The sequence below is a fragment of the Streptomyces vinaceus genome (genome assembly GCF_008704935.1).
Taxonomy (GTDB): domain Bacteria; phylum Actinomycetota; class Actinomycetes; order Streptomycetales; family Streptomycetaceae; genus Streptomyces; species Streptomyces vinaceus.
Genome location: NZ_CP023692.1, coordinates 2,342,633 through 2,364,148, shown reverse-complemented (window position 1 = coordinate 2,364,148; position 21,516 = coordinate 2,342,633). Strand labels below are relative to the sequence as shown.

The window sequence follows — 21,516 nt, the reverse complement described above, 5'->3', positions numbered from 1 at the left end:
AACGGTCAAGGGGGGTGACCGGGTTCTCGCGAGGGCCCTAGTCTGCGCCAGTACATATGGCTGTTCGGATAGTTCCAGCCATCAAACCGGGCAATTGCCCTGGGGGGCTCATGCGTAGATCCAGAGGGCTGACTGCTGCCCTCGTCCTGTCACTGGCCGGCGCCGGCACCGGTATAGGCCTGGTGCTGATGCCCGAGGCGTCCGCCATCACGCCTCCCGTGGCATTCACCGCTGACGAGCTGCCCACCTGGCAGCCCAACGGCATCGTCTTCGCGATGGCCGAGGCGAACGGCACCGTCTTCGCCGGCGGTACCTTCTCGGCCGTCCGTCCGCCGGACGGCACCAGCGGTGCCGAGCAGGAAGCGGTCAACTTCGTCGCGCTCGACGCCGCGACGGGCAACCCGACCTCGTGCAAGCTCGCCTTCACCATCGGCGACGGCAGCGCGACCGTGCGCGCCCTGGAAGTGTCCAAGGACAAGAAGACCCTGTACGCGGGCGGCTACTTCGGCGCCGTCAACGGGACCCCGGTCTCCAGCGTGGCGGCGATCGACATCGCGACCTGCACCCCCAAGGCCGCCTTCCACCCGGGCTTCCCCGCCACCGTGCGCGCCCTCGCCGTCACCGACGACACCGTGTACGCGGCCGGCGACTTCGGCACCGTCGAGGGCCAGACGCGCGAGCGGTTCGCCGCCGTCGACGCCGGCTCCGGCGCCCTGAAGCCCTTCACGGCCAACGCCGACGAGCCCGGCCGCGCGGTCGAGGTCACCCCGGACGGCAAGAACGTGCTGCTGGGCGGTGACTTCTTCGACATCAACGGCAAGAGCACGCACGCCCTGGCCGTCGTCAACGCCACCACCGGCGCGGTCACCAAGACGTACAGCAACATCCCGTCGAACTCCGTGGTCAAGGACATCGCCACCGACTCGACCGGGTTCTACACCGGCAACGAGGGTTCCGGCGGCGGCGTCTTCGACGGCCGCATCGGCCTGAACCTCAGCGACTTCAGCGAGAAGTGGCGCGACCGCTGCCTCGGCGCGACCCAGGCGGTCCTGCCGTACGACGGCGTCCTCTACAGCGCCTCGCACGCGCACGACTGCTCGCTGGAGGGCCAGTTCCCCGACGGCAAGCGCAACTTCTTCAACGCGCAGCTGACCAACTACGAAGGCGCCGCCCCCGCGCCCGTGGACGGTTTCGTGCGCAGCCCGCGCAAGCTCGGCTGGCACCCCACCGCCAACGACGGCATCGGCGAGGGCATCGGCCCGCGCACGCTGACCATCGCCGAGAAGAACGACGTCAAGTACCTGTGGTCCGGCGGCGAGTTCACCGCGATCAACGGCAAGCCGCAGCAGGGGCTCACCCGCTTCGCCTCCACCGGCGACGTCGGCGCCCCGACCACCCCGGTCGCGAGCGCCGGCAGCGTCAAGCCCGATGAGGTCCAGGTCCGCTGGCGCACCAGCTACGACGCCGACGACAGCAAGCTGACGTACCGGATCTACCGCAACGGCTCGTCCAGCCCCATCGCCACCGTCGCCGCCGAGTCCCTGGAGTGGCAGCGCCCGCAGGCCTCCTGGACCGACACCACGGCCAAGGCCGGGCAGTCGTACACCTACCGCGTGACGGCCACCGACGCGGCGGGCAACACCAGCGCCCTGTCGGCCAACGCCGCGGTCACGGTCCCGAGCTCGGTCCAGTCCTACCCGGAGCAGGTGCGCGCCGACGGCGCCAGCCTGTACTGGCGCTACGACGACACCGTCAGCCCCTACGTCGCCGACTCCTCGGTCTCCGGCAACACCAGCGGCGTCCAGCTCAACGCCCCGGCCCTGCGCCAGACGCCCGGCGCGATCAGCGGCGCCAGCACGGCGATGGGCTTCAACGGCACCAGCCAGCAGGTGTACAGCGACCACCGCCAGACGGTGGGCAACACCTTCTCGGTCGAGACCTGGTTCAAGACCAACACCACGCGCGGCGGCAAGCTGATCGGCTTCGGCAACAACACCGACCGCAACAGCGGCTCGTACGACAAGCAGATCTACATGACCAACACCGGTCGTCTGGTCTTCGGCGTCAGCAACGGCTCGGCCCGCACCATCACCACCGGCCTGTTCGACACGTACAACGACAACAAGTGGCACCACGTCGTCGGCACCCTCGGTGCGGGCGGCATGGAGCTGATCGTCGACGGCCAGAGCAAGGGCACGCAGAGCATCAGCAACCCGGTCTCGTACGAGGGCTTCTGGCACGTGGGCGGTGACAACCTCAGCGGCTGGCCGACCAAGCCCACCAGCAACTTCTTCGCCGGCCAGATCGACGAGACGGCCGTCTACCCGAAGGCGCTCACCGCGGCCCAGGCCAAGAAGCACTACGACCTGGCCAAGGCCCCCTCCGACACGGTCTCCAAGGTCTCCGCGACCGAGGACACCTACGTCAACCAGGGCGCCCCGAGCGCGGCCAACGGCGCGAGCACCTCGCTGGCCGTCCGCGGCACCTCGGCGTACCAGACGTACCTGCGCTTCAACCTGCCGGCCGCGCCGGCCGGGCAGGTCCTGAAGTCCGCCTCGCTCCAGATCAAGACGTCGACGCAGGCGAACGCCGGTACGACCGACAAGATCTCCGTGGTCCCGGTCACCGGCACCTGGAGCGGCGCGAGCACCACCTTCAACACCAAGCCCGCCCTCGGCGCCACCGAGCTCGGCTCGTTCGCGAGCGTGCCGGACGGCTCGGCGATCCAGAGCACCCCGCTCGACACCGCCGCGCTCACCCCGGTCCTGGGCACCGCCTACAGCCTGGCCCTGACGAGCACGGGCACCGACCCGCTGTGGATCTGGTCCATGGAGGCGACGGCCGCGGACGCCGCTCCGCAGCTCGTCCTCACCTTCGGCCCGAAGTAACCCCTCGTAAGGATGCGGGGCCCGGCGCGGAATCCAGCCGGGCCCCGCACCCCTATCCCACCCCGATCAACCGGCACGTAATACAGGAGCCCCCAAGATGTACCGACGCTCCACCGCGGCTGCTGTTCTGCTGGCCGCGGCCCTGACCCTGACCGCATGCGGCTCGGGCGGCGACGGCAAGGGCGACGCCGAGGCGGCGAAGCCGAAGCCGCCCGCCTCCTCGTCGGTCCCGGACCCGGCGGACGCCTCGGCGGCGCCGGCCCCGCCCGACGCGAAGCCGACCGGCCCGGTCCTGCCGGACGCGAAGCTCACCCCGAAGACGGGCAGTTTCAAGGCCAACGAGAAGCAGTACCTGAGCGGGCGGGTCCCGGAGAAGATGGACCCGGCGGCGGTCCTCCAGACCGGCCAGGAGTCCTGCCAGCGGGTGGAGCGCACCGCGAAGCGCGACAAGGACGCGGCGACCGGGGCCATCGTGGCCGGCGAGATCCCGGGGGCGAAGGACGCCATCACCTACCTGTGCCCCGAGCAGAAGCCGATCCTGGACGCGGCGTCCAAGGGCTTCCCCGACGGCACCCGGCCGTCGCCCGCGGCCGGTACGTACCGGGCGCTGACCCAGGCCACGACGTGCAGCTGGGAGGCGAAGGGCAAGGACGGCGCGGTCCTGGCCTCCGGCCCCGAGGCCCCGGTGAAGGCCGGCGACAAGATCACGGCCGCCATCCCGGCGGGCACGGCGACCTTCACCTCGACGGGCTGCTACGCCTGGATCCCGGCCTAGCCCCGGCCGGCCGTGCATACGGCAACGCCGCCTCCGCCCGAACTCCGGGCCGGGGGCGGCGTTTTCGCATGCCCTTACCGGGTAGCCGCGCGGTCAGGAGAACCATGACTGTGGAGGCGGATCACATGGGAGGCATCGGCGGCTGCATCGCGCTGATCGTGGTGGGGGCCATCCTCACCTTCGCGACGGACTGGAAGATGGAGAGCGTCAACCTCGACGTCGTCGGGCTGATCATGATGGCGGCCGGCGCCATCGGCCTCGCCGTCTACGCGAGCGTGTTCAAGCGCCGCCGCGCGGCGGCCCTCCCGGTGGTGGACGAAACCCACCGCGAGCTGTAGGCCGTCAGTCCGGCCGACCCTGGGCGCAGGACTCCGCCCAGGGTCCGCCGTCGGCCTACGGGAGGAGCGCGATGTTGCCGACGGCCGTCGACCACGCGATTCCGGAGTCCGACAGGATGTAGGCGAGCCGCACCCCGTACTCCTTCCCTTCGTGATCGCGGACCCGCTCGTACACAACGGTGATCAACCGGCCCGTTGCCTTGGCCGGGATGTCCTGCACCGGCCGACCGATCCACGGATGCCGCTCCTGCCCGAAGGCGTCGTCACTGTTCACCTTGCCTCCGGTGTACTGCCCGGCGGCAGTCCGCACCTGCGAGGAACCGAGTCCACCCGCGTGCGGCAAGGGCCAGCAGACGCGGACTTGGGCCCGGCGGAGGGTCGGGCAGTACGATCCTGCCGCCCCTGCTTGTTCGTGTCTCACTCATGTTCAGTCCTCTGCGAGTGCGGAGCCGGACGGCGTCCGGACTCTCGACAGGGAACCGCGCAAGGTAGTGGACGCATCACGGTCCGTATGGACGTCGGGGGACGTCTGCAACTACGGTGGAAACGTCCTAACGTCCCCGAGTGAGGCATCTCCATGGCGAACGAGCGCCTGCGCGCCTCCATTTCGGCGAGCGGAGCCACCATCCAGTCGGTCGCCGCGCAGGTCGGTGTGGATCCGAAGACCGTGGAGCGGTGGATCACGACCGACCGCACACCGCATCGCTCCCATCGGTGGAAAGCCGCGACGTTCCTCGGCGTGGACGAGATCTACCTCTGGCCGTCGGTCGCCCGGCAGGCCGAGACGGTGAGCGCTTCCGAGTTGGTGACGTACTACCCGCACCGAGGCGTCGTGCCCGTCGACCTGTGGTCTTCATTGATCGACAATGCTGTGAATCATGTGGAAGTCCTGGTGTACGCAGGATTGTTCCTGTTCGACGGGCATCCGGAACTCGCTGACCAGCTGTCCCGTAAGGCGCGGGCGGGTGCCCAGGTGCGCGTCCTTCTCGGAGATCCCACCTCCGAGGTGATCCGGCAGCGGGGCGAGGAAGAAGGGATCGGCGCGGATCTCGCCGCCCGGTCGCGCATGACGCGGCGCTACCTCGAGCCCGCCATGACGACCCCGGGAGTAGAGGTCCGGCTGCACGAGACCATCCTCTACAACTCCCTCTACCGATTCGACGACGACGTGCTCGTCAACCCTCACGTACTGGGAGCCCCCGCGGGCCAGAACCCGGTCCTGCACTTCCGCTACATCCCAGGCGGTCGGAGCTTCCGGCACTACATGAAGAGCTTCGACTACGCATGGGAGCGCGGTACCCCGGCCTAGGCTGGCGGTCATGGTCCGAGTGGATTACTTCAACGACCCGAATGCGCCCGAGGCGAACAGCATCGTTCCGTCCGTGACCGTCGTGGCTTTCGATGCCGACGGCCGCATCCTGCTGATCCACAGAAGCGACAACGATCTGTGGGCCTTGCCAGGAGGAGCCGTTGACACCGGGGAGTCCGTCGCCGATGCCGCCGTGCGTGAGACGAGAGAAGAGACGGGGTTCGAGGTCGAGGTGACCGGACTCGTCGGGTTGTACACCGATCCGCGGCACGTCATCGCGTACGACGACGGGGAGGTCCGCCAGCAGTTTTCGATCTGTTTTCGGGCACGCATCGTCGGAGGGGAGCGCGGGACGAGCAGCGAGAGCAAGGCGGTGGCTTTCGTGGCTCCGCACGAGCTGGAGGGTATGCAGATCCATCGGTCCATGAGGCTGCGCATCGATCACGGACTGGTCCGCCGGTCCGATCCCTACATCGGCTGACCAGCCATTCGCCGTTCGGTGCGGGTGACCGCCTCCGACAGGTAGGGAACCGCTGCACTGATCGCCGTGTGGACCGCACTGCCCGGCGCGTAACGGGTGAGGATCTCGTCGATGCGCTCAGTGAAACCGAGTCGCTGACCAGTCGGCCCCGTCGTCAGGTCCGCACAAGTCAGCGCATCGAGGAGGGCCGATTCCTCACGCTCGTACACGGCGAGTTCCGCGGACAGGCCCCGTTGGGCGGCCTCGTACACGGCTCCCGAATGGTGAGCGACCAGGCCCACGAGTCGGGCGGAGGCGCCGCGCGACTCCAAGTACCGGGCTCCATCGAGGGGATGGAAGCCGGTGTGGCTGAGCGGCCGTGCGTACCCGATGTCGTGCAGCCACGCAGCCGCGACCAGCAAATCCCTGTCCGCTGCGGCCACGCACCGGGACAGCTCCCGCGCGCGCCCCGCGACGGCCTGCGTGTGGAGCCAGCGGTCACCGAGCGGAGGCAGTAGGGACTCGGCCAGCCCGGCCGCTCCCCGCGGGGTGTCCAGTACCGATGAGCGCATGTCCACACCGTATCGACGGGTGAGCCCGTCGGCTCAGCGCAGGGCCTTCTCGTAGACCGGCAGGAGGGTGTCGAGGACGGCGTCCATGGAGAAGGAGCCGGCGGCCAGTTCGCGGGCCGCCCGGGAGGCGGCCGCGTTCTCGGCGGGGTCCAGGAGGGCGAGGACGGCCTCCGCGACGCCCGCGGGGCCCGGGGTGACCGCTCGGCCGGCGCCCGCGGAGGCGATGTCGCGGGCCAGGCCGTTCGAGTGCGTGACCACCGTGGGGACGCCCACCGACAGGGCTTCCAGAACCGACATCGGGAACGGCTCGTCCACCGAGGGCAGGACGTAGACGTGCGCCCGGCGCAGCTCCGCCAGGACCTCGGCGGTGGACAGCGCCCCCGGGACCGTGAAGCGCCCGTCCAGGCCCAGCTGCGAGACGCGCGCCCGCACCGCCGCCAGCTCGCCCTCGTCGGGGCCGGCCACCACGAACTCCGCGTCCGGGTGCGCCGCCAGGACGGCCGGCGCCGCGTCCACGAAGTCCACCGGGCGCTTGCGGGCCTGCAGGCGCGCCGAGTACAGGATGCGCGGGGGACCGGTCGGGGCCGGCCGCCCCTCCTGCGCGGGCGTGCCGTTCACCAGCCGGACCGCCCCGGCCAGCGGGCCGCCCACCACCGCGTCCAGGCCCTCCCGTTCGTGCGGGGTCAGGTACAGCACCGCGTCCGCGCCGCGCAGCAGCCTGCGTACGGCCACCGCGTCCAGCACCTTGGCCAGCAGCTTCCCGCTCGGGTCCACCATCCCGTGGGTCTGCAGCACCAGCGGCTTGCCGGCCCGCAGCGCCGCGAGGGCCACCGGCAGGGTCACCAGGTCCCGCGCCAGGTGGACGTGGACCAGGTCCGCGTCCCGGACGAGGCGGCCCGCCGAGGCCAGCAGGGCCGGCGAGGTCATCCCGCTGAAGCCCAGCGGCAGGATGCGGCGGGCCGGGAACAGCTTCGCCGGCACCCCCTCGACCGAGGTCGGCCACGGGTCGGGGAAGCCCTCGCCGAGCGCCAGCAGCCGCGCCTCGTGGCCGCGCTCCCGCAGCCCCTCGGCCAGGTTCAGCGCGACCCGGACGGGGCCGCCGAACGCGTGCGAGGGGGAGTGGAGCGTGACGGCGTGCAGGACTCTCACTTGGGCTCCTCGACCGGGCGGCGCTGCCCGTCCATCGTCTGCAGGGTCAGTGCAGGAAGGTTTCTGTGGACCACGGAACCGGCACCCGCCACCGCGCATCGGCCCACCGTGACCCCGGCCAGCACGGTCGCCCGTACGGCCACCCACGCACCGTCCTCGACCGTGACGGGCGCGTTGCGGTAGCGGAAGTCTGCGGCGCGGTGGTCGTGCGAGCCGGTGCAGAGCATGGCCTCCTGCGAGATGCAGACGTTCGCCCCGATGGTCACCGGCTCCAGGTTCAGCAGCCAGGCGCCCTCGCCGATCCACGTGTGGTCGCCGACGGTGAGCTTCCACGGCCACAGCACCCGTACCCGGTGCCGGATCAGCACGCCCTCGCCGATCCGCGCGCCGAACGCCCGCAGCAGCGCCACCCGCAGCCGGGCCGGGCAGAACCACGCCATGAACAGCGTGTTCATCACCGCGAACCAGAGCGCCTGCGTCAGCAGTCCGCGCCCTTTGTCGTATCCGGCCAGCGTGAAGGCAGGAAGATCACGCAACTGTCGCCCCTCATCGTGCGCTGCGGGCTCGACGCCCTCCGCAGGAGCGCCTCCCCGGGCGCCGCCCGCTCAGATTAGACTGCGCGCGGACCAGGCACATCGGGCGGGGGCAGCAGTGGCAACGGACATACGCAAGCCCTCGGTGACCCCGGCGGTCCGGCCCGTCCCGGAACCGGACGACGCGCACAAGTGGGGCCGCGTCACCACCCCGCGCACCCTGCTCTCCCGGGCGCTGTCCGTCCCGCTCATCCTCGGCTTCACCGTCTTCCTGCCGCTGATCGTCGCCGTCCAGCACGGCGATGGACAGCGCGACGCCGCCTTCTGGCTCCAGCTCCTGCTCACGATGTACGCGGGCGCCCGGCTCTCCGCCATGGTCCTGACCAGCCGCCGCAAGCTGCTCCAGGGCTCCTTCTGGCTCTTCGTCTACATGGCGATGGGCGTGGCCCCGCTCGCGCAGGCCGTCCTCGGCCGGGTCCCGACCCCCGTGGTCGGCCCCCGCTCCGACCTCACCGTCGCCATCGGGCTGGTCCTGCTCGGCTGCACGGCGTTCGACGTGGGCGTCCTGCTCGCCCGCCACCGGCCGACCGGGCGGGCCGGAGGCTCCCAGAAGGAGCCGCGGCCGGTCATGGCCCACCGGCGCCGCCTCCAACTGCTGACCGTGCTCGCCTTCCTGTGCAGCGCCGCGTTCATCATGAAGCTCGGCGGCCCCGCGGTGTTCTTCTCCAGCCGCCAGGAGATCATCGCGGGCATCGAGGAGGCGGGCGTCTCCAACGGAGACGGCCAGGCGGGCCAGGCCCTGCTGCGCGGCTTCGGCACCGTCCCGGCGCTGCTCGCCCTGCTGCTGTACACGCGCTGGCTGATCACGTCGACGTACGCGCGCCGCAAGGTGTCGATCATCGTCACCTGGGGGGCGCTGGCCCTGCTCAACCTGGTGGTCAACAACCCGATCTCGAACCCGCGGTACTGGTTCCTCACGGTCATGTTCGCGCTGCTGTTCACCGTCTTCCCGGTGAGCGCCGCGATGTACCGGGTGGCCCTGTCGATGGCCGTGGTGATCGCCCTGCTCGTGTTCCCGTTCGCCGACCGCTTCCGCTACGACGAGAAGAACTACAAGCCCGTCGAGACGACCTCGTTCCTGGAGCCGATGGCGCTCAAGGACTACGACCAGATCGGCATGTTCGCGAACACCATCACGTACTCGAACTCCGGTCCCGGGCACCTGTACGGGCGCCAGCTGGCCGGATCCGTCTTCTTCGCGGTGCCGCGGTCGGTCTGGCCCGGCAAGCCGAAGGACACGGGCGTGATGGTCGGCGAGTGGATGGGGACGGTCAACACCAACCTCTCGTCCCCGATCTGGGCCGAGCTGTGGCTGGACTTCGGCCCGCTGGGCATGGGCGCCGGGCTCCTGGGCGTGGGGTACGCGGCGGCCCGAGTGGACCGCCGCTACGCGAAGCGCGCCACGCGGCGCTCGCCCCCGGGCAGCCTGATCTCGGTGGTGGTCCCGCTGGTGGCCGGCTACTCGTTCATCCTGCTCCGCGGCCCCCTGCTCCAGGCCTCCGGCCGGGTGGCGATCGCCGCCCTCTGCCTCGCGCTGGTGGCGACGTACCGCCAGGACAAGGGCACCACCCTGCGGTAGGCCGTGGCTTTCGGATCAGGGCGGGGTCGCGGCGCGCGGTGCCGTTCGGATCAGGGCCGATCAGGCCGCCGTGGTGACCGGGGACTGCGGGGCGCGGGCGGCAGGGAGGCGCCAGACGCGCAGCCAGGCCGCCGCGGCCTTCAGGGCCGAGCCCGCGGCCAGGCCCCAGGCGGCGCCGGTCACGCCGGCCAGCGCGTACCCGCCGAGCAGCAGGGCCACCGACAGCAGCGAGAAGACCACCTGGAGGGAGAGCGTCGCCTTCGGGTTGAGGACGCGCAGGGTGAGCAGGGCGCAGGTGCCCAGGCCCATCACCGCGTACTGGGCGCCCGTGGCCGGGAGCAGCGCGGAGGCGGCGGCCCAGGTGTCGCCCAGCAGCTGCCGGCCCAGGCGCTCGGGCAGCGCGTACAGGACAGCGCCCCAGCCCGCGCCCAGCGCCGCCAACGCGGCGCCCATGGCCACCGTCAGCCGGACCACGCCCCGCTTGCCGGACGCGCGCCCCACCACCGGCGGGCCGAACGCGTTCGCCGAGTTGAACAGCACGTTCAGCGGGCCGAACAGGGTCGTCGCACCCCGCAGCGCGCCCACCGCCAGCGGCGTCGCGAACAGACCGAGCCCCAGCACCGCCAGCTGGCTGGAGCCGTTGCCCACCGCGAACTCGACCACGAACCGCTGACCGAGGTGCCCGCGCCGCAGGTAAGGCCGCAGGTCGGCCACCGAGCCGCGGACGTACGGGCGCAGCAGGACGAGGCCCAGCGCCAGCGCCGGCAGCGCCGAGACCCCCCACACCAGCACCAGCCGCCCCGCGGACGCCCCTTCCGGCTGGAGCAGCAGCGCGGCGACGACGCACACCAGCCGCAGGGAGTCCGCGGCCAGCGCCCGCTCGGGGGTCCGCAGCGCCGAGAAGCAGTAGCGCAGCCCGTCCTGGACGAGCACCGGCGGCAGTACGAGCCCCAGCGCGAGGAAGGCCCAGCCCCCGGCCCCGGGCACGGCGAGGCCGACCACGGCCAGCAGCGCCCCGGCCGCCACCGAGGCGGCCGCCGTGAACGCCAGGCCCGAACGGCACACCGCGCCCAGCCGCTCCTCGTCCTTCTCCAGCACCACCGTCTGGCCGACGTACGCCATGTTGAGCCCGAGGAGCACGCTGAACGTCACGTACACCATCGAGAAGTCGGCGAACCCGGATGCCGAGGACAGCCGGGCCGCCAGCACCAGCACCAGGATGTTGGTGGCGCTGGACGCGGCCTGGTCCAGGACCGAGGAGACGGCGGCGAGGCCGCGCCGGCTCATCTGCGGCCCATGCGCACCGTGCGCAGGGCCACCGTGTCCGTCCCGTCGCCCGGGATGTGCTGCTCGGGCTCGGCCTGCCGGTGCGTCTGCTGTGCCGGCTGGCCCTGGTTCGGCTGCCGCGTGAGCGGCTGCGCCGGCGGCGCGGACGGCCGGGGGGCCTGCGCCGGGGCGGCGGACGTGCCCTTCGCCTTGCCGCCGCGCCCGCCCCGGCCGCGCTTCTCGCCGGGCAGCGGGGCGTGCAGCACCGCGCCGAGCACCGTGCCGCCGGCGCCGCTGATCAGCTCGCGGATCCGGGAGAGGTCGGTGCGGTGGACGGCGCGCGGGTCGCAGACGACCAGGACGCCGTCGACGCGGTCGACGAGCGCGAGGGCGTCGGCGTACGAGAGCACGGGCGGCGCGAGCACGACGACCGTGGAGTTGGGGGAATCGGCCTCGGAGATCAGCCGGGTGGCGCGCGGGGAGGTCAGCGCGCGGGCCACGTTGCGCACCGGCTCGCCCGGGATCAGGTCGAAGTCGCCCGACTCCCCGGCGTCGACGACGAGCTGGCGCCCGTCGGGCCAGTCGGTGTCCCCCTGGGCCGCGGCGCCGCCCTGGGCCTGGCTCCAGCGCGGCCGCCCGGCGCCGGTCGGCAGCTGGCTGGCCAGGACCGGCGTGCGCAGGTCGGCCTCGATGAGCAGGACGTCCTTGCCGGTCTCCGCGAAGGAGGCGGCCAGGTTCACCGCCGCCGCGGCGGCCGTCTCGCTGCTGCCGCGCGGGGCGACGACCAGCAGCCGGCGCCGGTCGGCGAAGCGGGAGTCGTACGCGAGGCGGAAGGCCACCGAGCGGAACTCCTCGGCGAGGCGGGGGTCCTCCTCGCCGGCCGCGAGCAGCGGCCCGCCGCCGGTCTTGGGCCGCGGCAGGTAGCCGAGCACGGGGGCGCGCAGGGCCCGGGCGACATCGCCCTCGGAGCGCGGCGCGGGGTCGAACACGAGCCGGACCCAGGCGGCGAGCAGGCCCAGGGCGAGGCCCACGGCCGCGCCCAGCGCGAGCGACATCACGAGGCCCGGACCGTCGGTGTCGGACGGCGGGGTCGCGGGGCTGGTGACGCGGCCCGGGCTCATGTCGAGGGCCTGGAGCTTGGCGATGTTGCCGTTGAGGGTGTTGACCTTGCTCTGCAGGTCGGTCTTCGAGGCGTACGCGGCGTCGCGGCCGGTACCGGCCGGCATGGCGTTGATCTGCTTGACGAGCTCGTCCAGGTTCTTGGCGACCGGGTCGCGCTGGTCCTGGTAGCCCTTGACCATCTTGTCGCGCGTGACGTCGAGGGACTCCTGCCGCTTGAGCAGGTACGCCTCGGTCATCGCGTTGGCGCGGGTGGCGGCCTCCTTGGGGGAGGACGCGGTGTAGGTGAAGCGCAGCACCATCGTCTGCGGCGGGTTGGTCACCTGGAGGCCGCTGCGCAGGCCGGCGAAGTCCTTCGAGGTCACGCCGAGCTTCTTCGCGGCCTCGTTGGCTATGGAGGAGCTGAGCGCGACCTGGCGCTCCGAGCCGATGTTGATCGCCTTGTCGGGCGCGAGGCTCGGGTTGAAGGGGTCGTCGGTGGGCGCGCGCAGCACGATGTCCGCCGTCGCGACATAGGTGTCGGAGGTGGAGATGCCGAGGTAGACGCCGCCCAGCAGACCGATGCCGACACCCGCCCCGAGGAGGCGGCGGTAGCGCAGGAGCTGTTTGAACTGGTCCCTGAGGAGGTCCGGTTCGTCCTCCGCCGGGACCGACGCAGGGCGGTTCGTCTCGATCACGGCTGCGGACCCCCAAGTGCTTCGTCTATCAGTGCGTCGATGCGGGCCAGGCCCGCTTCACGGCTCAGGTGGGCCGCCACGTGCCGGGGCCCGGCCGCCCCGAGCGCATCCGCGCCCTCGGGGTCCTCGGCGAGGGCCCGTACGGCCTTCAGCAGGGCGTGCGGGTCCTCCGGCGGTACGAGTACCCCCGCGCCCGAGCGTTCCACTTCCTGGGCCGTTCCGCCCTCCGCCGCGACGGACGCGATGACGGGCCGGCCGGCCTGGAAGTACGAGGTCAGTTTGGACGGCACGCTCATGTCGAGCACGGCCGCGTGCTGCGTCACGGCGAGAACGTCCGCCGCCGCGAGGATATCCGGGAACTCTCCGTCGGCGGCAGGGGGGATGATGTCCAGGTTCGGTACGTCCGCCGCGAGGTCGGCGAGGGCCGCCCGCTGACTGCCGTCGCCCATCAGGACGAAACGGACACCCGGATCCAGGCGGGCCGCGCCTACGAGTACTTCGAGGCCCTGCTTGAGGCCCATGTTCCCGGAGTGCAGGACGACCGGCTCGCCCGGCGCCCAGCCCAGGTGGCGCCGCGTCTGGCCGCGCGGCCGGGTGGGCTGGGGCACGTGGGACCAGTTGGGCACGAGGCGGATCTTCTCCGGGTCCACGCCCATGCCCACGACCCGGTCCACGAAGGTCTCGTGGATGACGCCGACCAGCGTGGCCCGCTTCAGGGCGTATGCCTCCGCGCGCCCCGCGATCGCGGCCGCCTTGTCGCCCCCGCTGATGCCGCTCTGCGCCGCGGCGGCGCCCATCAGGTCCTGGACGACCGGGATGAACGGGACCTTCCAGCGGGCGGCGAGCCGGGCCGCGAGGACCCCGCCGGCGAGGCTGGGCATCTGGGCCATGACCGCGTCCGGGCGCGGCATCCGGGGCGGGGCCACGGCGCCGTGCAGAAGAATCGATCCTTCAAAGAGGGCCCGCTTGACGGCGGTCTGGCGCGGCGGCACGGTGTGCGCACGCCGGTGCACGGTGACCCCCGCGCGCCGTTCCGTGCGCCGGAGCGCCCCCTTGTACTCCGGCTCCAACGACCACGACGGGTAGTGCGGCATGCCGGCGAGCACGTGCGTGTCATGGCCGAGATCCGCCCAGTGCTCCGCGATCTGGGTGGCGTACGGCCCAATCCCCGCGTGCTCGGGAGCGTAGTTGGTGGAAACCAGCAGTAGGCGCCGGTGACCGGATCTCGACACTGAACGTCCCCTTCTCCCCAGGATGATGCGCACGTCACCCTATTCGTTCACCGACAGCACGGGGAACGTGCACGCTATTGTCTGCTAATCCGCCACACCGGGGGGTGTGGTCGCTGGGGGGTAACTCATGACGGAGCGCGACATGTCCGACCTTGGCGCACCTGCGCACAGACCGTACCGAGTCGGGTACGCCCCAGGTGCATACGATCTGTTCCATATCGGACATCTCAATATCCTTCGGCACGCCCGGAGTCAGTGCGACTACCTGGTCGCCGGAGTGGTCTCCGACGAGATGGCGGAACTGGCCAAGGGGCGGCGTCCGATGATCCCGCTCGTCGAGCGGCTGGAAATCGTCCGTAGCGTCCGCTATGTGGATGCAGCGTTCGTCGAGACGGTCCCGGACAAGGTGGAGACCTGGAAGCAGGTCCGCTTCGACGTGATCTTCAAGGGCGACGACTGGAGGGGCACCCCCAAGGGCGACCGACTGGAGAAGGACTTCGCCGCCGTCGGCGTCGACGTCGTCTACTTCCCCTACACGGTGCACACCTCCAGCACCCAGCTGCGCCGTGCCCTGGACGCCCTGTCCGAGCCGCTGGACGCGCGGACCGAGCCGCTCAGCGCCGAACGGCGCTGAGCTCCCGGAACCACTTCACGAGGAACGCGGCCAGGAACAGGGCCGCGACCGCGCCGAGTCCCGCGTACGCCCAGCGGAACAGCCCTCCGCCGCCGAGTACGAGGAACACCAGGCAGAACACGCCGTAGTCGACCGGCAGCAGCGCGACCGCACGGACGGTCGACGGCGCGTCGGCGGGGCTCCCGGGCGCCGGCTTCGGCTTGAGCTTCTCGGTCAGCAGCCCGCCGAAGAAGGTCACCACCGAGGCGAACTGGAAGCCCAGCGGCACCAGCAGCCAGCCGTCCCCGCCCGTCCCGTACGCCTCGGGGAAGCGGTAGAAGGCGATCAGCACACAGGTGTGCAGGGCGGTCAGCTTGGCGCAGTCCACCACGTGGTCCAGCCACTCGCCCGCCGCACTGCCGCCCCCGCGCAGCCGGGCCAGCTGCCCGTCGGCCGAGTCGAAGGCGAAGCCGACGGCGAGCGCGGCCCACACCGCGATCCCCAGCCCCCAGGAGGGCGCGGCGAGCGCGACGGCGGCCACCGCGGCGAAGCTGAAGGCGGCGCTGACCAGGGTCACCTGGTTCGGGGTCAGCCCGAGCGCATACGACACGGCGGCCAGGTACCGCCCCGCCGGCCGGTTGACGAACCGCGAATAGAGCGACACCCCCTTCGCCGACTTCTGCGCCCCGCGCAGCTCCCGCAGCGCGGTCCCCACCTTCGCCATGCGTACCCCTGATCCCTGCCGATGTGGCACACGCGTACGGGTGCACGTGTGTACGAGGCCACATCATCGCAGGGCGGACGCGGTCTCCCGCTCCGGATCGGCCGACCACCCGCCCCGGCCGGCTGGCCGGCCGTCCGTTCCGGCCCGCGCCCCCGCCCGCCCGCCTCAGTCGGCCACCCGCAGCAGCAGCACCGACCGGGCCGGTACCGTCAGCGTCTCCCCGCCCCGGTGCCGGGTGCCGGGCGGCGCGGCCTGGTCCTCCCGCGCGGTGTCCAGCACCAGCTCGTACCCCGCCGCCCACGGAGCGCCCGGCAGCACCCAGGACACCGGCCGGTCCCCGGCGTGCAGCAGCGCGAGGAAACTGTCGTCGTCGATCTGCCGCCCCCGATCGTCGCGCCCCGGGATGTCCCGCCCCGACAGGTACATGCCCAGCGCGGCGGCCGGGGCGTACCAGTCCCGTTCGGTCATCTCCGTGCCCGCCGGGGTGAACCAGGCCAGGTCCCGCAGCCCGTCCGCGCCCCGCGGCCGCCCGGAGAAGAAGGCCCGCCGGCGCAGCACCGGATGCTCCTGGCGCAGGGCCACCAGGCGCGAGGTCAGCGCGAACAGCTCGCGCCAGGCCGGGTCCTCCAGCAGCGACCAGTCCACCCAGCCCGTCTCGTTGTCCTGGCAGTACGCGTTGTTGTTCCCGCCCTGCGTCCGCCCGAACTCGTCCCCCGCCACCAGCATCGGCACCCCGGTCGACAGCAGCAGCGTGGTCAGCAGGTTGCGCAGCTGCCGCCGCCGCAGCGCCCCGATCCGGGGTTCCGTGCCCTCCGGCGGATCTCCCTCCACCCCGCAGTTCCACGAGCGGTTGTCGTTCGTCCCGTCGCGGCCCGCCTCCCCGTTGGCCTCGTTGTGCTTGCGCTCGTAGGACACCAGGTCGCGCAGCGTGAACCCGTCGTGCGCCGTCACGAAGTTCACCGAGGCGTACGGCCGCCGCCCGCCCCACGCGTACAGGTCGCTGGAGCCCGACAGCCGGTACCCGAGATCCCGTACGTCCGGCAGCGCGCCCCGCCAGAAATCCCGTACGGCGTCCCGGTAGCGGTCGTTCCACTCGGTCCACAGCGGCGGGAACGCCCCCACCTGGTAGCCGCCCGAGCCCACGTCCCAGGGCTCGGCGATCAGCTTGACCCGCCGCAGCACCGGGTCCTGGGCGATCACCGCGAGGAACGGCGACAGCATGTCCACGTCGTGCATCGAGCGGGCCAGCGCCGCCGCCAGGTCGAAGCGGAAGCCGTCCACCCCCATCTCGGTCACCCAGTAGCGCAGCGAGTCCGTGATCAGCCGCAGCACGTGCGGGCGCCCCGCGTGCAGGGTGTTCCCGCAGCCCGTGTAGTCGGCGTACCGGCGCTGGTCGGACTGGAGCCGGTAGTAGCCCCGGTTGTCGGTCCCGCGCAGCGACAGGGTCGGGCCCAGTTCGCCCGCCTCCGCCGTGTGGTTGTAGACCACGTCGAGGATGACCTCGATCCCGGCCGCGTGCAGGGCCCTCACCATCCGCTTGAACTCGCCCACCTGCTGCCCGGCCGTCCCGCTGGAGGAGTACCCGGCGTGCGGGGCGAAGTAGCCGATCGAGTTGTAGCCCCAGTAGTTGCGCAGGCCCCGGCGCAGCAGGTGGTCCTCGTGCGCGAACTGGTGCACCGGCAGCAGCTCGACCGCCGTCACGCCCAGCTTCACCAGGTGGTCCACCGCGGCCGGATGGGCCAGGCCCGCGTACGTGCCGCGCAGCTCCTCGGGAACACCCGGATGGCGCATCGTGAACCCGCGCACGTGCAGCTCGTAGATCACCGAATCGGCCCAGGGGGTCTTCGGCCGGACGTCGTCCGCCCAGTCGTCGTCATCGTGGACGACGACCCCCTTCGGGACGTGCGGCGCCGAATCGCGGTCGTCGCGCACGGTGTCCGCGATGTACTGCTGCGGCCAGTCGCGGACGTGCCCGTACACCTCCGGCGGCAGCCGGAAGTCCCCGTCCACGGCCCGCGCGTACGGGTCCAGCAGCAGCTTGGCCGGATTGAACCGGGCGCCCGTCCACGGGTCCCAGCGGCCGTGCACCCGGAACCCGTAGCGCTGCCCGGGGCGCACCCCGGGCAGGAACCCGTGCCAGATCTCGTGCGTCAGCTCGGTCAGCGCACACCGGGTCTCCGCGCCCTCCGCGTCGAAGAGGCAGACCTCCACCGCCTCCGCGCCCTGCGCCCACAGCGCGAAGTTGGTTCCCGCGCTCCCGTCCGGGCCGGTGCGAAACCGCGCCCCCAGCGGGTGCGAGGACCCCGGCCACACCGGCGGCCCGAGCCGCGTGACGGTCCGTAAGGCCGACTCCCGGCCCAGGATCACCGGCCCGCTCCACTGCCCGTTGACGTGCGGGGCGGGCGACTCCACTGAGGTCACTGACTCCATGGCGGCGGTATCCACCGCCTCTTGCTCGGCTGCGCTCGACACTGCCCGCCTCCACGGCTCCTGGGTACCGTCGGGGGAAGGCAGTGCGGCCCCGGCGTCCCGGCTGGGGCCCGCCCCCGTCTGGTCCTTCCCACTGTTCTGCCCGGAGAGATCTGCCCGGAACGTGGCCCGCGCTCACGTTTCCCCCGGAGGGGGCCGGTCGTTGGAGGGAACGTGACACTTCTGACGAGGCGGGCGGCGGCCGGCTTGGCCGCCGCAGCGGCGATGGCGGGCCTGCTGGGCGGCCTGGCCGGATGCACCGCGAGCGGCGGTTCCCCCGTCGAGATCCAGCTCCCCGGCAAGCCCCGGTCGCCCGAGGAGGCCATCCGCATCACCCCCGAGGACAACGCCAAGGGGGTTCCGGCCGAGGGCCCGCTGACCGTCAGAGTGCCCGAGGGCCGGCTCGAACGGGTGGTGGTCACCAAGGTCGAGGACGCCCAGGAGGAGCGCGTGCCCGGCTCCATCGCCCCCGACGGGCTCAGCTGGAGCCCCGACACCGAGGGCGGACGGCTCGCGCTCGCCGCCAAGTACACCGTGGACGCGGTCGCCCTCGACGGCCACAACCGCCGCCAGGCCCGGCACACCACCTTCACCACCTACGTCCCCGAGGAGCGGTTCATCGGCTACTTCAAGCCCGAGAACCGCTCCACCGTCGGCACCGGCATGATCGTCTCCTTCAACTTCAACCGGTCGATCGCCAACCGCGCCGACGTGGAGCGGGCCATCACCGTCACCTCCAAACCCCCGGTGCAGGTCGTCGGCCACTGGTTCGGCAAGGAGCGCCTCGACTTCCGGCCCAGGACGTACTGGAAGCCGGGCACCGAGGTCACCGTCACCATGAACCTGCGGGACGTGCAGGGCGCGCCCGGCTCGTACGGCATCCAGGACAAGACCGTCACCTTCACGGTCGGCCGCTCCCAGGTCTCCCTCGTGGACGCGGAGGCCCACACGATGGAGGTCCGCCGCGACGGGAAACTGGTCCAGACCCTCCCGATCAGCGCCGGAGCCCCCAAGAACACCACCTACAACGGGAAGATGGTGGTGCTGGAGATGTTCGACGTGACCCGGATGAACGGCCAGACCGTCGGGTTCGGCGGCGAGTACGACATCCCCGACGTCCCGCACGCCATGCGGCTCACCACCTCCGGGACCTTCCTGCACGGGAACTACTGGGCCAGCCCCGACACCTTCGGCTCCAGCAACACGAGCCACGGCTGCGTGGGACTGCGCGACGACAAGGGGGGCGGCTCGGACACCCCTGCCGGCTGGTTCTTCGACCGGACCCTGGTCGGGGACGTGGTCGAGGTCGTGAACTCGCAGGACAAGACGGTGGCCCCGAACAACGGGCTCGGCGGCTGGAACATGTCCTGGGCGGACTGGGTCGCGGGCTCGGCCATCACCTGACGCACCCACACCAGTCGAGTGATCGTCACACCGGAATGCCGTAGCCGGAGTGTGTCCTGCGCCCGGCACGCCTGATCCTGCGCTGAGCTGGCTCCAGCCGAGCGGCGCGGCAGCGCCGGGAGACGGACGGAGCGTCATGTCAGCAAGGAACTGGACCCTCGGGCTCGCGGTCGGGGCCGTACTGGCCGCCGGGGTCTCCACGGCCCTCGCGGCGGGTCCCGGTGCGGCCCCCGGCGCGGACCGGGCCGCCCACCCCAAGGCATCGGTACGGGCCGCCCTGCGCGCCCCGCTGCCGGACGGCCTCGGCCCCTGCGTCCCGGGCCGGTGCCCCGACCCGTTCCCGCCGGTCGACACCGGCACCACGGCCAAGGGTTACGACGACGGCGTCAACATCTTCGTCGGCGGGGACTTCCGGGTCCGCGAACGCGCCGCCGAGGCCGAGGGCAAGGTCGTCGTCCTCGGCAGCTTCGACCAGGACAAGGACGCCCAGGCCGGCCAGGCCTACAACATCGGCGTCGTCGGCGCGGGCTCCCTCGTGCAGCCCCCGCCCGGCTCGGACTTCCTCGCCACCGGCCACGACGTCCACATCGCCACCGGTGAGCGGCTGATCTCCGACGGCGGCGTGGTCCGGTACGCCGGCACCGCGCCCGGACCCGGCCGGGTCACCGGCCCGCTGGTCCACGACACGGACGCCGTGGCCAAGTACGCCGGCCTGCGCGACCGGCTCACCGCCGCCAGCAGGTGCTACGCGCGGGTCGACGGGCAGCCGCGCACCCCCACCGGCACGGCCGTCAACGCCTCCGGGACCACGGTCTTCACCGGGGACAACGTCTCCAGGCTCCAGATCTTCAACGTCGACTTCAACATGGTCTCCGGCGGCGGGGGCGGCGGCGCGGGCGGGGCCATCGGCATCCGCTTCGACCGGATCCCGGCGGACGCCACCGTCCTCGTCAACGTCCTGGGCACCGACCGCACCATCAGCACCTACAGCGGCGCCATCGACGACGCCCACAGCCCCTGGAACGCGCTGCGGACCCGGCTGCTGTGGAACTTCCCGGACGCCACGACCGTCCGCCTCCAGGGCAGCGGACAGTTCCAGGGCGCCGTGCTCGTCGGCGAGCAGGCCTCGCAGACCACGGTCACCCTGCCCGGCATGAACGGCCGCTTCTTCACCACCGGCACCCTCACCCACACCAGCGTGGACGGTCTCGGCGGCGGCCAGGAGTTCCACGCGTACCCCTTCGACGGCGACCTGCCCGACTGCGCCGTGACCCCGCCCGTACCCGTGACCGGATCGGTCTCCGTCCTCAAGCGGGACGAGACGGGCAATCCGCTGGCCGGCGCGCACTTCGAGCTGTGGCACGAGACCAACGGGGTGAGCGGCGCCCAGTTCACCGGGGCGGACCCCGACACCAAGGTCGCCGACTGCGTCACCCCGGCCACCGGCGTCTGCGCCCGGGAGTCGGAGCTCGGCACCTACTACTGGCGCGAGACGGCCGCCCCCGACGGGTACTCGCTGCCGGAGCCGAACGTCTTCCCGCTGACGCTGACCGCCGACAACGCCACGGCGGGCGTGCAGTTCCAGGTGAACAACGTGAAGCTGCCTCCGGCGCCCACCGGCCGGGTCGCCGTCCGCAAGGTCGACGCCGACGGCAGCACCCCGCTCGCCCGCGCCACCTTCCAGCTGTGGCGCGAGACCAACGGCCGGGCCGGCCTCCAGACGGACGGCGCCGGCGGCTCCCCGGACACGCTCGTGGAGAACGCGTGCGTCACCGGGGCCGACGGCCGGTGCGAGCGGGTGGTGGAGCCCGGCACGTACCACTGGCGCGAGACCGTCGCCCCCGCCGGCTACGAGCTGCCCGCGCAGCCGGTGACCACGGTGGTCCTCACCGAGGCGGACGTGACCACCGGGATCACGGCCACGGTCGTCAACACCAAGGAGGAGTACCGCGGGGTGCTGGAGGTCCTGAAGAAGGACGCCAAGACCAAGCGGCCGCTGCGCGGAGCGGTGTTCGAGGTCTGGAAGGAGGTCAACGGGACCGCGGGCCTGCAGACCACCGGCATCAACTCCGACGTCCTGGTCAAGGCGGGCTGCGCCACCGACGGCGCGGGCGTCTGCACCTTCGCGTACCTGGAGCAGGGCTCGTACTACCTGCGGGAGACGGACGTGCCCGAGGGGTACGTGCTGCCCGAGGACCGGGTGACCGGGCCGCTGCGCCTCGACGGGCAGACCCCGGGCCACAAGCTGGTGGTCACGGTCGACAACCGGCGTGACGACCACGGCAAGGGCAAGGACGACGGGGGCAAGGGCAGGGGCGGCGGCAAGGGCGGCGGCCGCGGCTGATCCGC

General features: G+C 72.1%; 18 protein-coding genes. 9 read left to right on the top strand and 9 right to left on the bottom strand.

Features of this window, described 5'->3' with window-relative positions:
* The first annotated feature begins 110 nt into the window (after window positions 1-110).
* The 3 genes from CP980_RS10260 to CP980_RS10250 all read left to right on the top strand — a co-directional run bounded on the left by CP980_RS10260 (window position 111) and on the right by CP980_RS10250 (window position 4,001).
* On the top strand, window positions 111-2,888 hold the full coding sequence (locus tag CP980_RS10260) for a CBM96 family carbohydrate-binding protein (RefSeq protein WP_165937279.1): 2,778 nt from the start codon (window positions 111-113) through the stop codon (window positions 2,886-2,888).
* A 97-nt stretch (window positions 2,889-2,985) separates the two neighbouring features.
* Window positions 2,986-3,663, top strand: a complete 678-nt coding sequence (locus CP980_RS10255; RefSeq protein WP_150528026.1) for a hypothetical protein — start codon at window positions 2,986-2,988, stop codon at window positions 3,661-3,663.
* 104 nt (window positions 3,664-3,767) lie between these two features.
* Window positions 3,768-4,001, top strand: coding sequence for a hypothetical protein (locus CP980_RS10250; RefSeq protein ID WP_229906912.1), 234 nt, complete (start codon window positions 3,768-3,770; stop codon window positions 3,999-4,001).
* Between the two features lie 55 nt (window positions 4,002-4,056).
* Here CP980_RS10250 and CP980_RS10245 read toward each other — a convergent pair whose 3' ends face one another.
* Window positions 4,057-4,275, bottom strand: coding sequence for a hypothetical protein (locus tag CP980_RS10245; protein WP_150528025.1), 219 nt, complete (start codon window positions 4,273-4,275; stop codon window positions 4,057-4,059).
* Window positions 4,276-4,578: 303 nt separating this feature from the next.
* Between CP980_RS10245 and CP980_RS10240 the strand changes: the two genes are divergently transcribed.
* On the top strand, window positions 4,579-5,310 hold the full coding sequence (locus CP980_RS10240) for a helix-turn-helix domain-containing protein (protein WP_150528024.1): 732 nt from the start codon (window positions 4,579-4,581) through the stop codon (window positions 5,308-5,310).
* A 10-nt stretch (window positions 5,311-5,320) separates the two neighbouring features.
* Complete coding sequence (locus CP980_RS10235; RefSeq protein WP_150528023.1) at window positions 5,321-5,791, top strand: NUDIX hydrolase; 471 nt, start codon at window positions 5,321-5,323, stop codon at window positions 5,789-5,791.
* Here CP980_RS10235 and CP980_RS10230 read toward each other — a convergent pair.
* Genes CP980_RS10230 through CP980_RS10220 form a run of 3 tightly spaced genes read right to left on the bottom strand, consistent with a single transcriptional unit; the run spans window position 5,779 to window position 8,027 of the window.
* On the bottom strand, window positions 5,779-6,342 hold the full coding sequence (locus CP980_RS10230; RefSeq protein ID WP_150528022.1) for an HD domain-containing protein: 564 nt from the start codon (window positions 6,340-6,342) through the stop codon (window positions 5,779-5,781). The two genes, CP980_RS10235 and CP980_RS10230, sit on opposite strands and share 13 nt — an antisense overlap.
* Window positions 6,343-6,375: 33 nt before the next feature.
* Entirely contained in the window at window positions 6,376-7,491 is a 1,116-nt protein-coding gene (locus tag CP980_RS10225) for a glycosyltransferase (protein ID WP_150528021.1), read from the bottom strand.
* Window positions 7,488-8,027, bottom strand: a complete 540-nt coding sequence (locus tag CP980_RS10220) for a WcaF family extracellular polysaccharide biosynthesis acetyltransferase (protein WP_150528020.1) — start codon at window positions 8,025-8,027, stop codon at window positions 7,488-7,490. Before CP980_RS10220 ends, CP980_RS10225 begins: the two co-directional genes overlap by 4 nt.
* Before the next feature lie 115 nt (window positions 8,028-8,142).
* On the opposite strand from CP980_RS10220, the gene CP980_RS10215 reads away from it, so the two are divergent.
* Window positions 8,143-9,663 (top strand): hypothetical protein, encoded by a 1,521-nt coding sequence (locus tag CP980_RS10215; RefSeq protein ID WP_132756887.1) that lies wholly within the window; start codon window positions 8,143-8,145, stop codon window positions 9,661-9,663.
* Between the two features lie 60 nt (window positions 9,664-9,723).
* Here CP980_RS10215 and CP980_RS10210 read toward each other — a convergent pair whose 3' ends face one another.
* The 3 genes from CP980_RS10210 to CP980_RS10200 are packed head-to-tail and all read right to left on the bottom strand — an operon-like array spanning window position 9,724 to window position 13,927.
* The gene (locus tag CP980_RS10210; protein ID WP_150528019.1) at window positions 9,724-10,950 is read right to left on the bottom strand and encodes an MATE family efflux transporter; all 1,227 of its coding nucleotides are present in this window, start codon (window positions 10,948-10,950) and stop codon (window positions 9,724-9,726) included.
* A complete protein-coding gene (locus tag CP980_RS10205) occupies window positions 10,947-12,725 on the bottom strand; it encodes a lipopolysaccharide biosynthesis protein (RefSeq protein ID WP_150528018.1) in 1,779 nt (592 codons plus the stop codon). Before CP980_RS10205 ends, CP980_RS10210 begins: the two co-directional genes overlap by 4 nt.
* Window positions 12,722-13,927 carry a glycosyltransferase family 4 protein gene (locus CP980_RS10200; RefSeq protein ID WP_099895360.1) on the bottom strand — a complete coding sequence of 402 codons (1,206 nt, stop codon included), beginning with the start codon at window positions 13,925-13,927 and terminating at the stop codon, window positions 12,722-12,724. The genes CP980_RS10205 and CP980_RS10200 overlap by 4 nt, the downstream gene beginning before the upstream one ends.
* Before the next feature lie 172 nt (window positions 13,928-14,099).
* Between CP980_RS10200 and CP980_RS10195 the strand changes: the two genes are divergently transcribed.
* A complete protein-coding gene (locus tag CP980_RS10195; protein ID WP_099889378.1) occupies window positions 14,100-14,591 on the top strand; it encodes an FAD synthase family protein in 492 nt (163 codons plus the stop codon).
* Here the strand turns inward: CP980_RS10195 and CP980_RS10190 are convergent.
* Window positions 14,572-15,294: a CDP-alcohol phosphatidyltransferase family protein gene (locus CP980_RS10190; protein ID WP_150528017.1), complete on the bottom strand. Its 723-nt coding sequence runs from the start codon at window positions 15,292-15,294 to the stop codon at window positions 14,572-14,574. The two genes, CP980_RS10195 and CP980_RS10190, sit on opposite strands and share 20 nt — an antisense overlap.
* 165 nt (window positions 15,295-15,459) lie before the next feature.
* Window positions 15,460-17,766: a glycogen debranching protein GlgX gene (gene glgX / locus CP980_RS10185; RefSeq protein WP_150528016.1), complete on the bottom strand. Its 2,307-nt coding sequence runs from the start codon at window positions 17,764-17,766 to the stop codon at window positions 15,460-15,462.
* A 180-nt stretch (window positions 17,767-17,946) separates the two neighbouring features.
* Between glgX and CP980_RS10180 the strand changes: the two genes are divergently transcribed.
* Together CP980_RS10180 and CP980_RS35055 are read left to right on the top strand one after the other, a co-directional pair.
* Complete coding sequence (locus tag CP980_RS10180) at window positions 17,947-19,167, top strand: L,D-transpeptidase (protein WP_373312845.1); 1,221 nt, start codon at window positions 17,947-17,949, stop codon at window positions 19,165-19,167.
* Window positions 19,168-19,303: 136 nt separating this feature from the next.
* The gene (locus CP980_RS35055; RefSeq protein ID WP_167535817.1) at window positions 19,304-21,511 is read left to right on the top strand and encodes a choice-of-anchor A family protein; all 2,208 of its coding nucleotides are present in this window, start codon (window positions 19,304-19,306) and stop codon (window positions 21,509-21,511) included.
* Window positions 21,512-21,516 lie beyond the last annotated feature (5 nt).

Bases quoted from the DNA above. Each gene is read 5' to 3' on its own strand.
- CP980_RS10260 (WP_165937279.1), top strand. From the start codon at position 111: ATGCGTAGATCCAGAGGGCTGACTGCTGCCCTCGTCCTGTCACTGGCC.
- CP980_RS10255 (WP_150528026.1), top strand. From the start codon at position 2,986: ATGTACCGACGCTCCACCGCGGCTGCTGTTCTGCTGGCCGCGGCCCTG.
- CP980_RS10250 (WP_229906912.1), top strand. From the start codon at position 3,768: ATGACTGTGGAGGCGGATCACATGGGAGGCATCGGCGGCTGCATCGCG.
- CP980_RS10240 (WP_150528024.1), top strand. From the start codon at position 4,579: ATGGCGAACGAGCGCCTGCGCGCCTCCATTTCGGCGAGCGGAGCCACC.
- CP980_RS10235 (WP_150528023.1), top strand. From the start codon at position 5,321: ATGGTCCGAGTGGATTACTTCAACGACCCGAATGCGCCCGAGGCGAAC.
- CP980_RS10230 (WP_150528022.1), bottom strand. From the start codon at position 6,342: ATGCGCTCATCGGTACTGGACACCCCGCGGGGAGCGGCCGGGCTGGCC.
- CP980_RS10210 (WP_150528019.1), bottom strand. From the start codon at position 10,950: ATGAGCCGGCGCGGCCTCGCCGCCGTCTCCTCGGTCCTGGACCAGGCC.
- CP980_RS10195 (WP_099889378.1), top strand. From the start codon at position 14,100: ATGTCCGACCTTGGCGCACCTGCGCACAGACCGTACCGAGTCGGGTAC.
- CP980_RS10190 (WP_150528017.1), bottom strand. From the start codon at position 15,294: ATGGCGAAGGTGGGGACCGCGCTGCGGGAGCTGCGCGGGGCGCAGAAG.
- CP980_RS35055 (WP_167535817.1), top strand. From the start codon at position 19,304: ATGTCAGCAAGGAACTGGACCCTCGGGCTCGCGGTCGGGGCCGTACTG.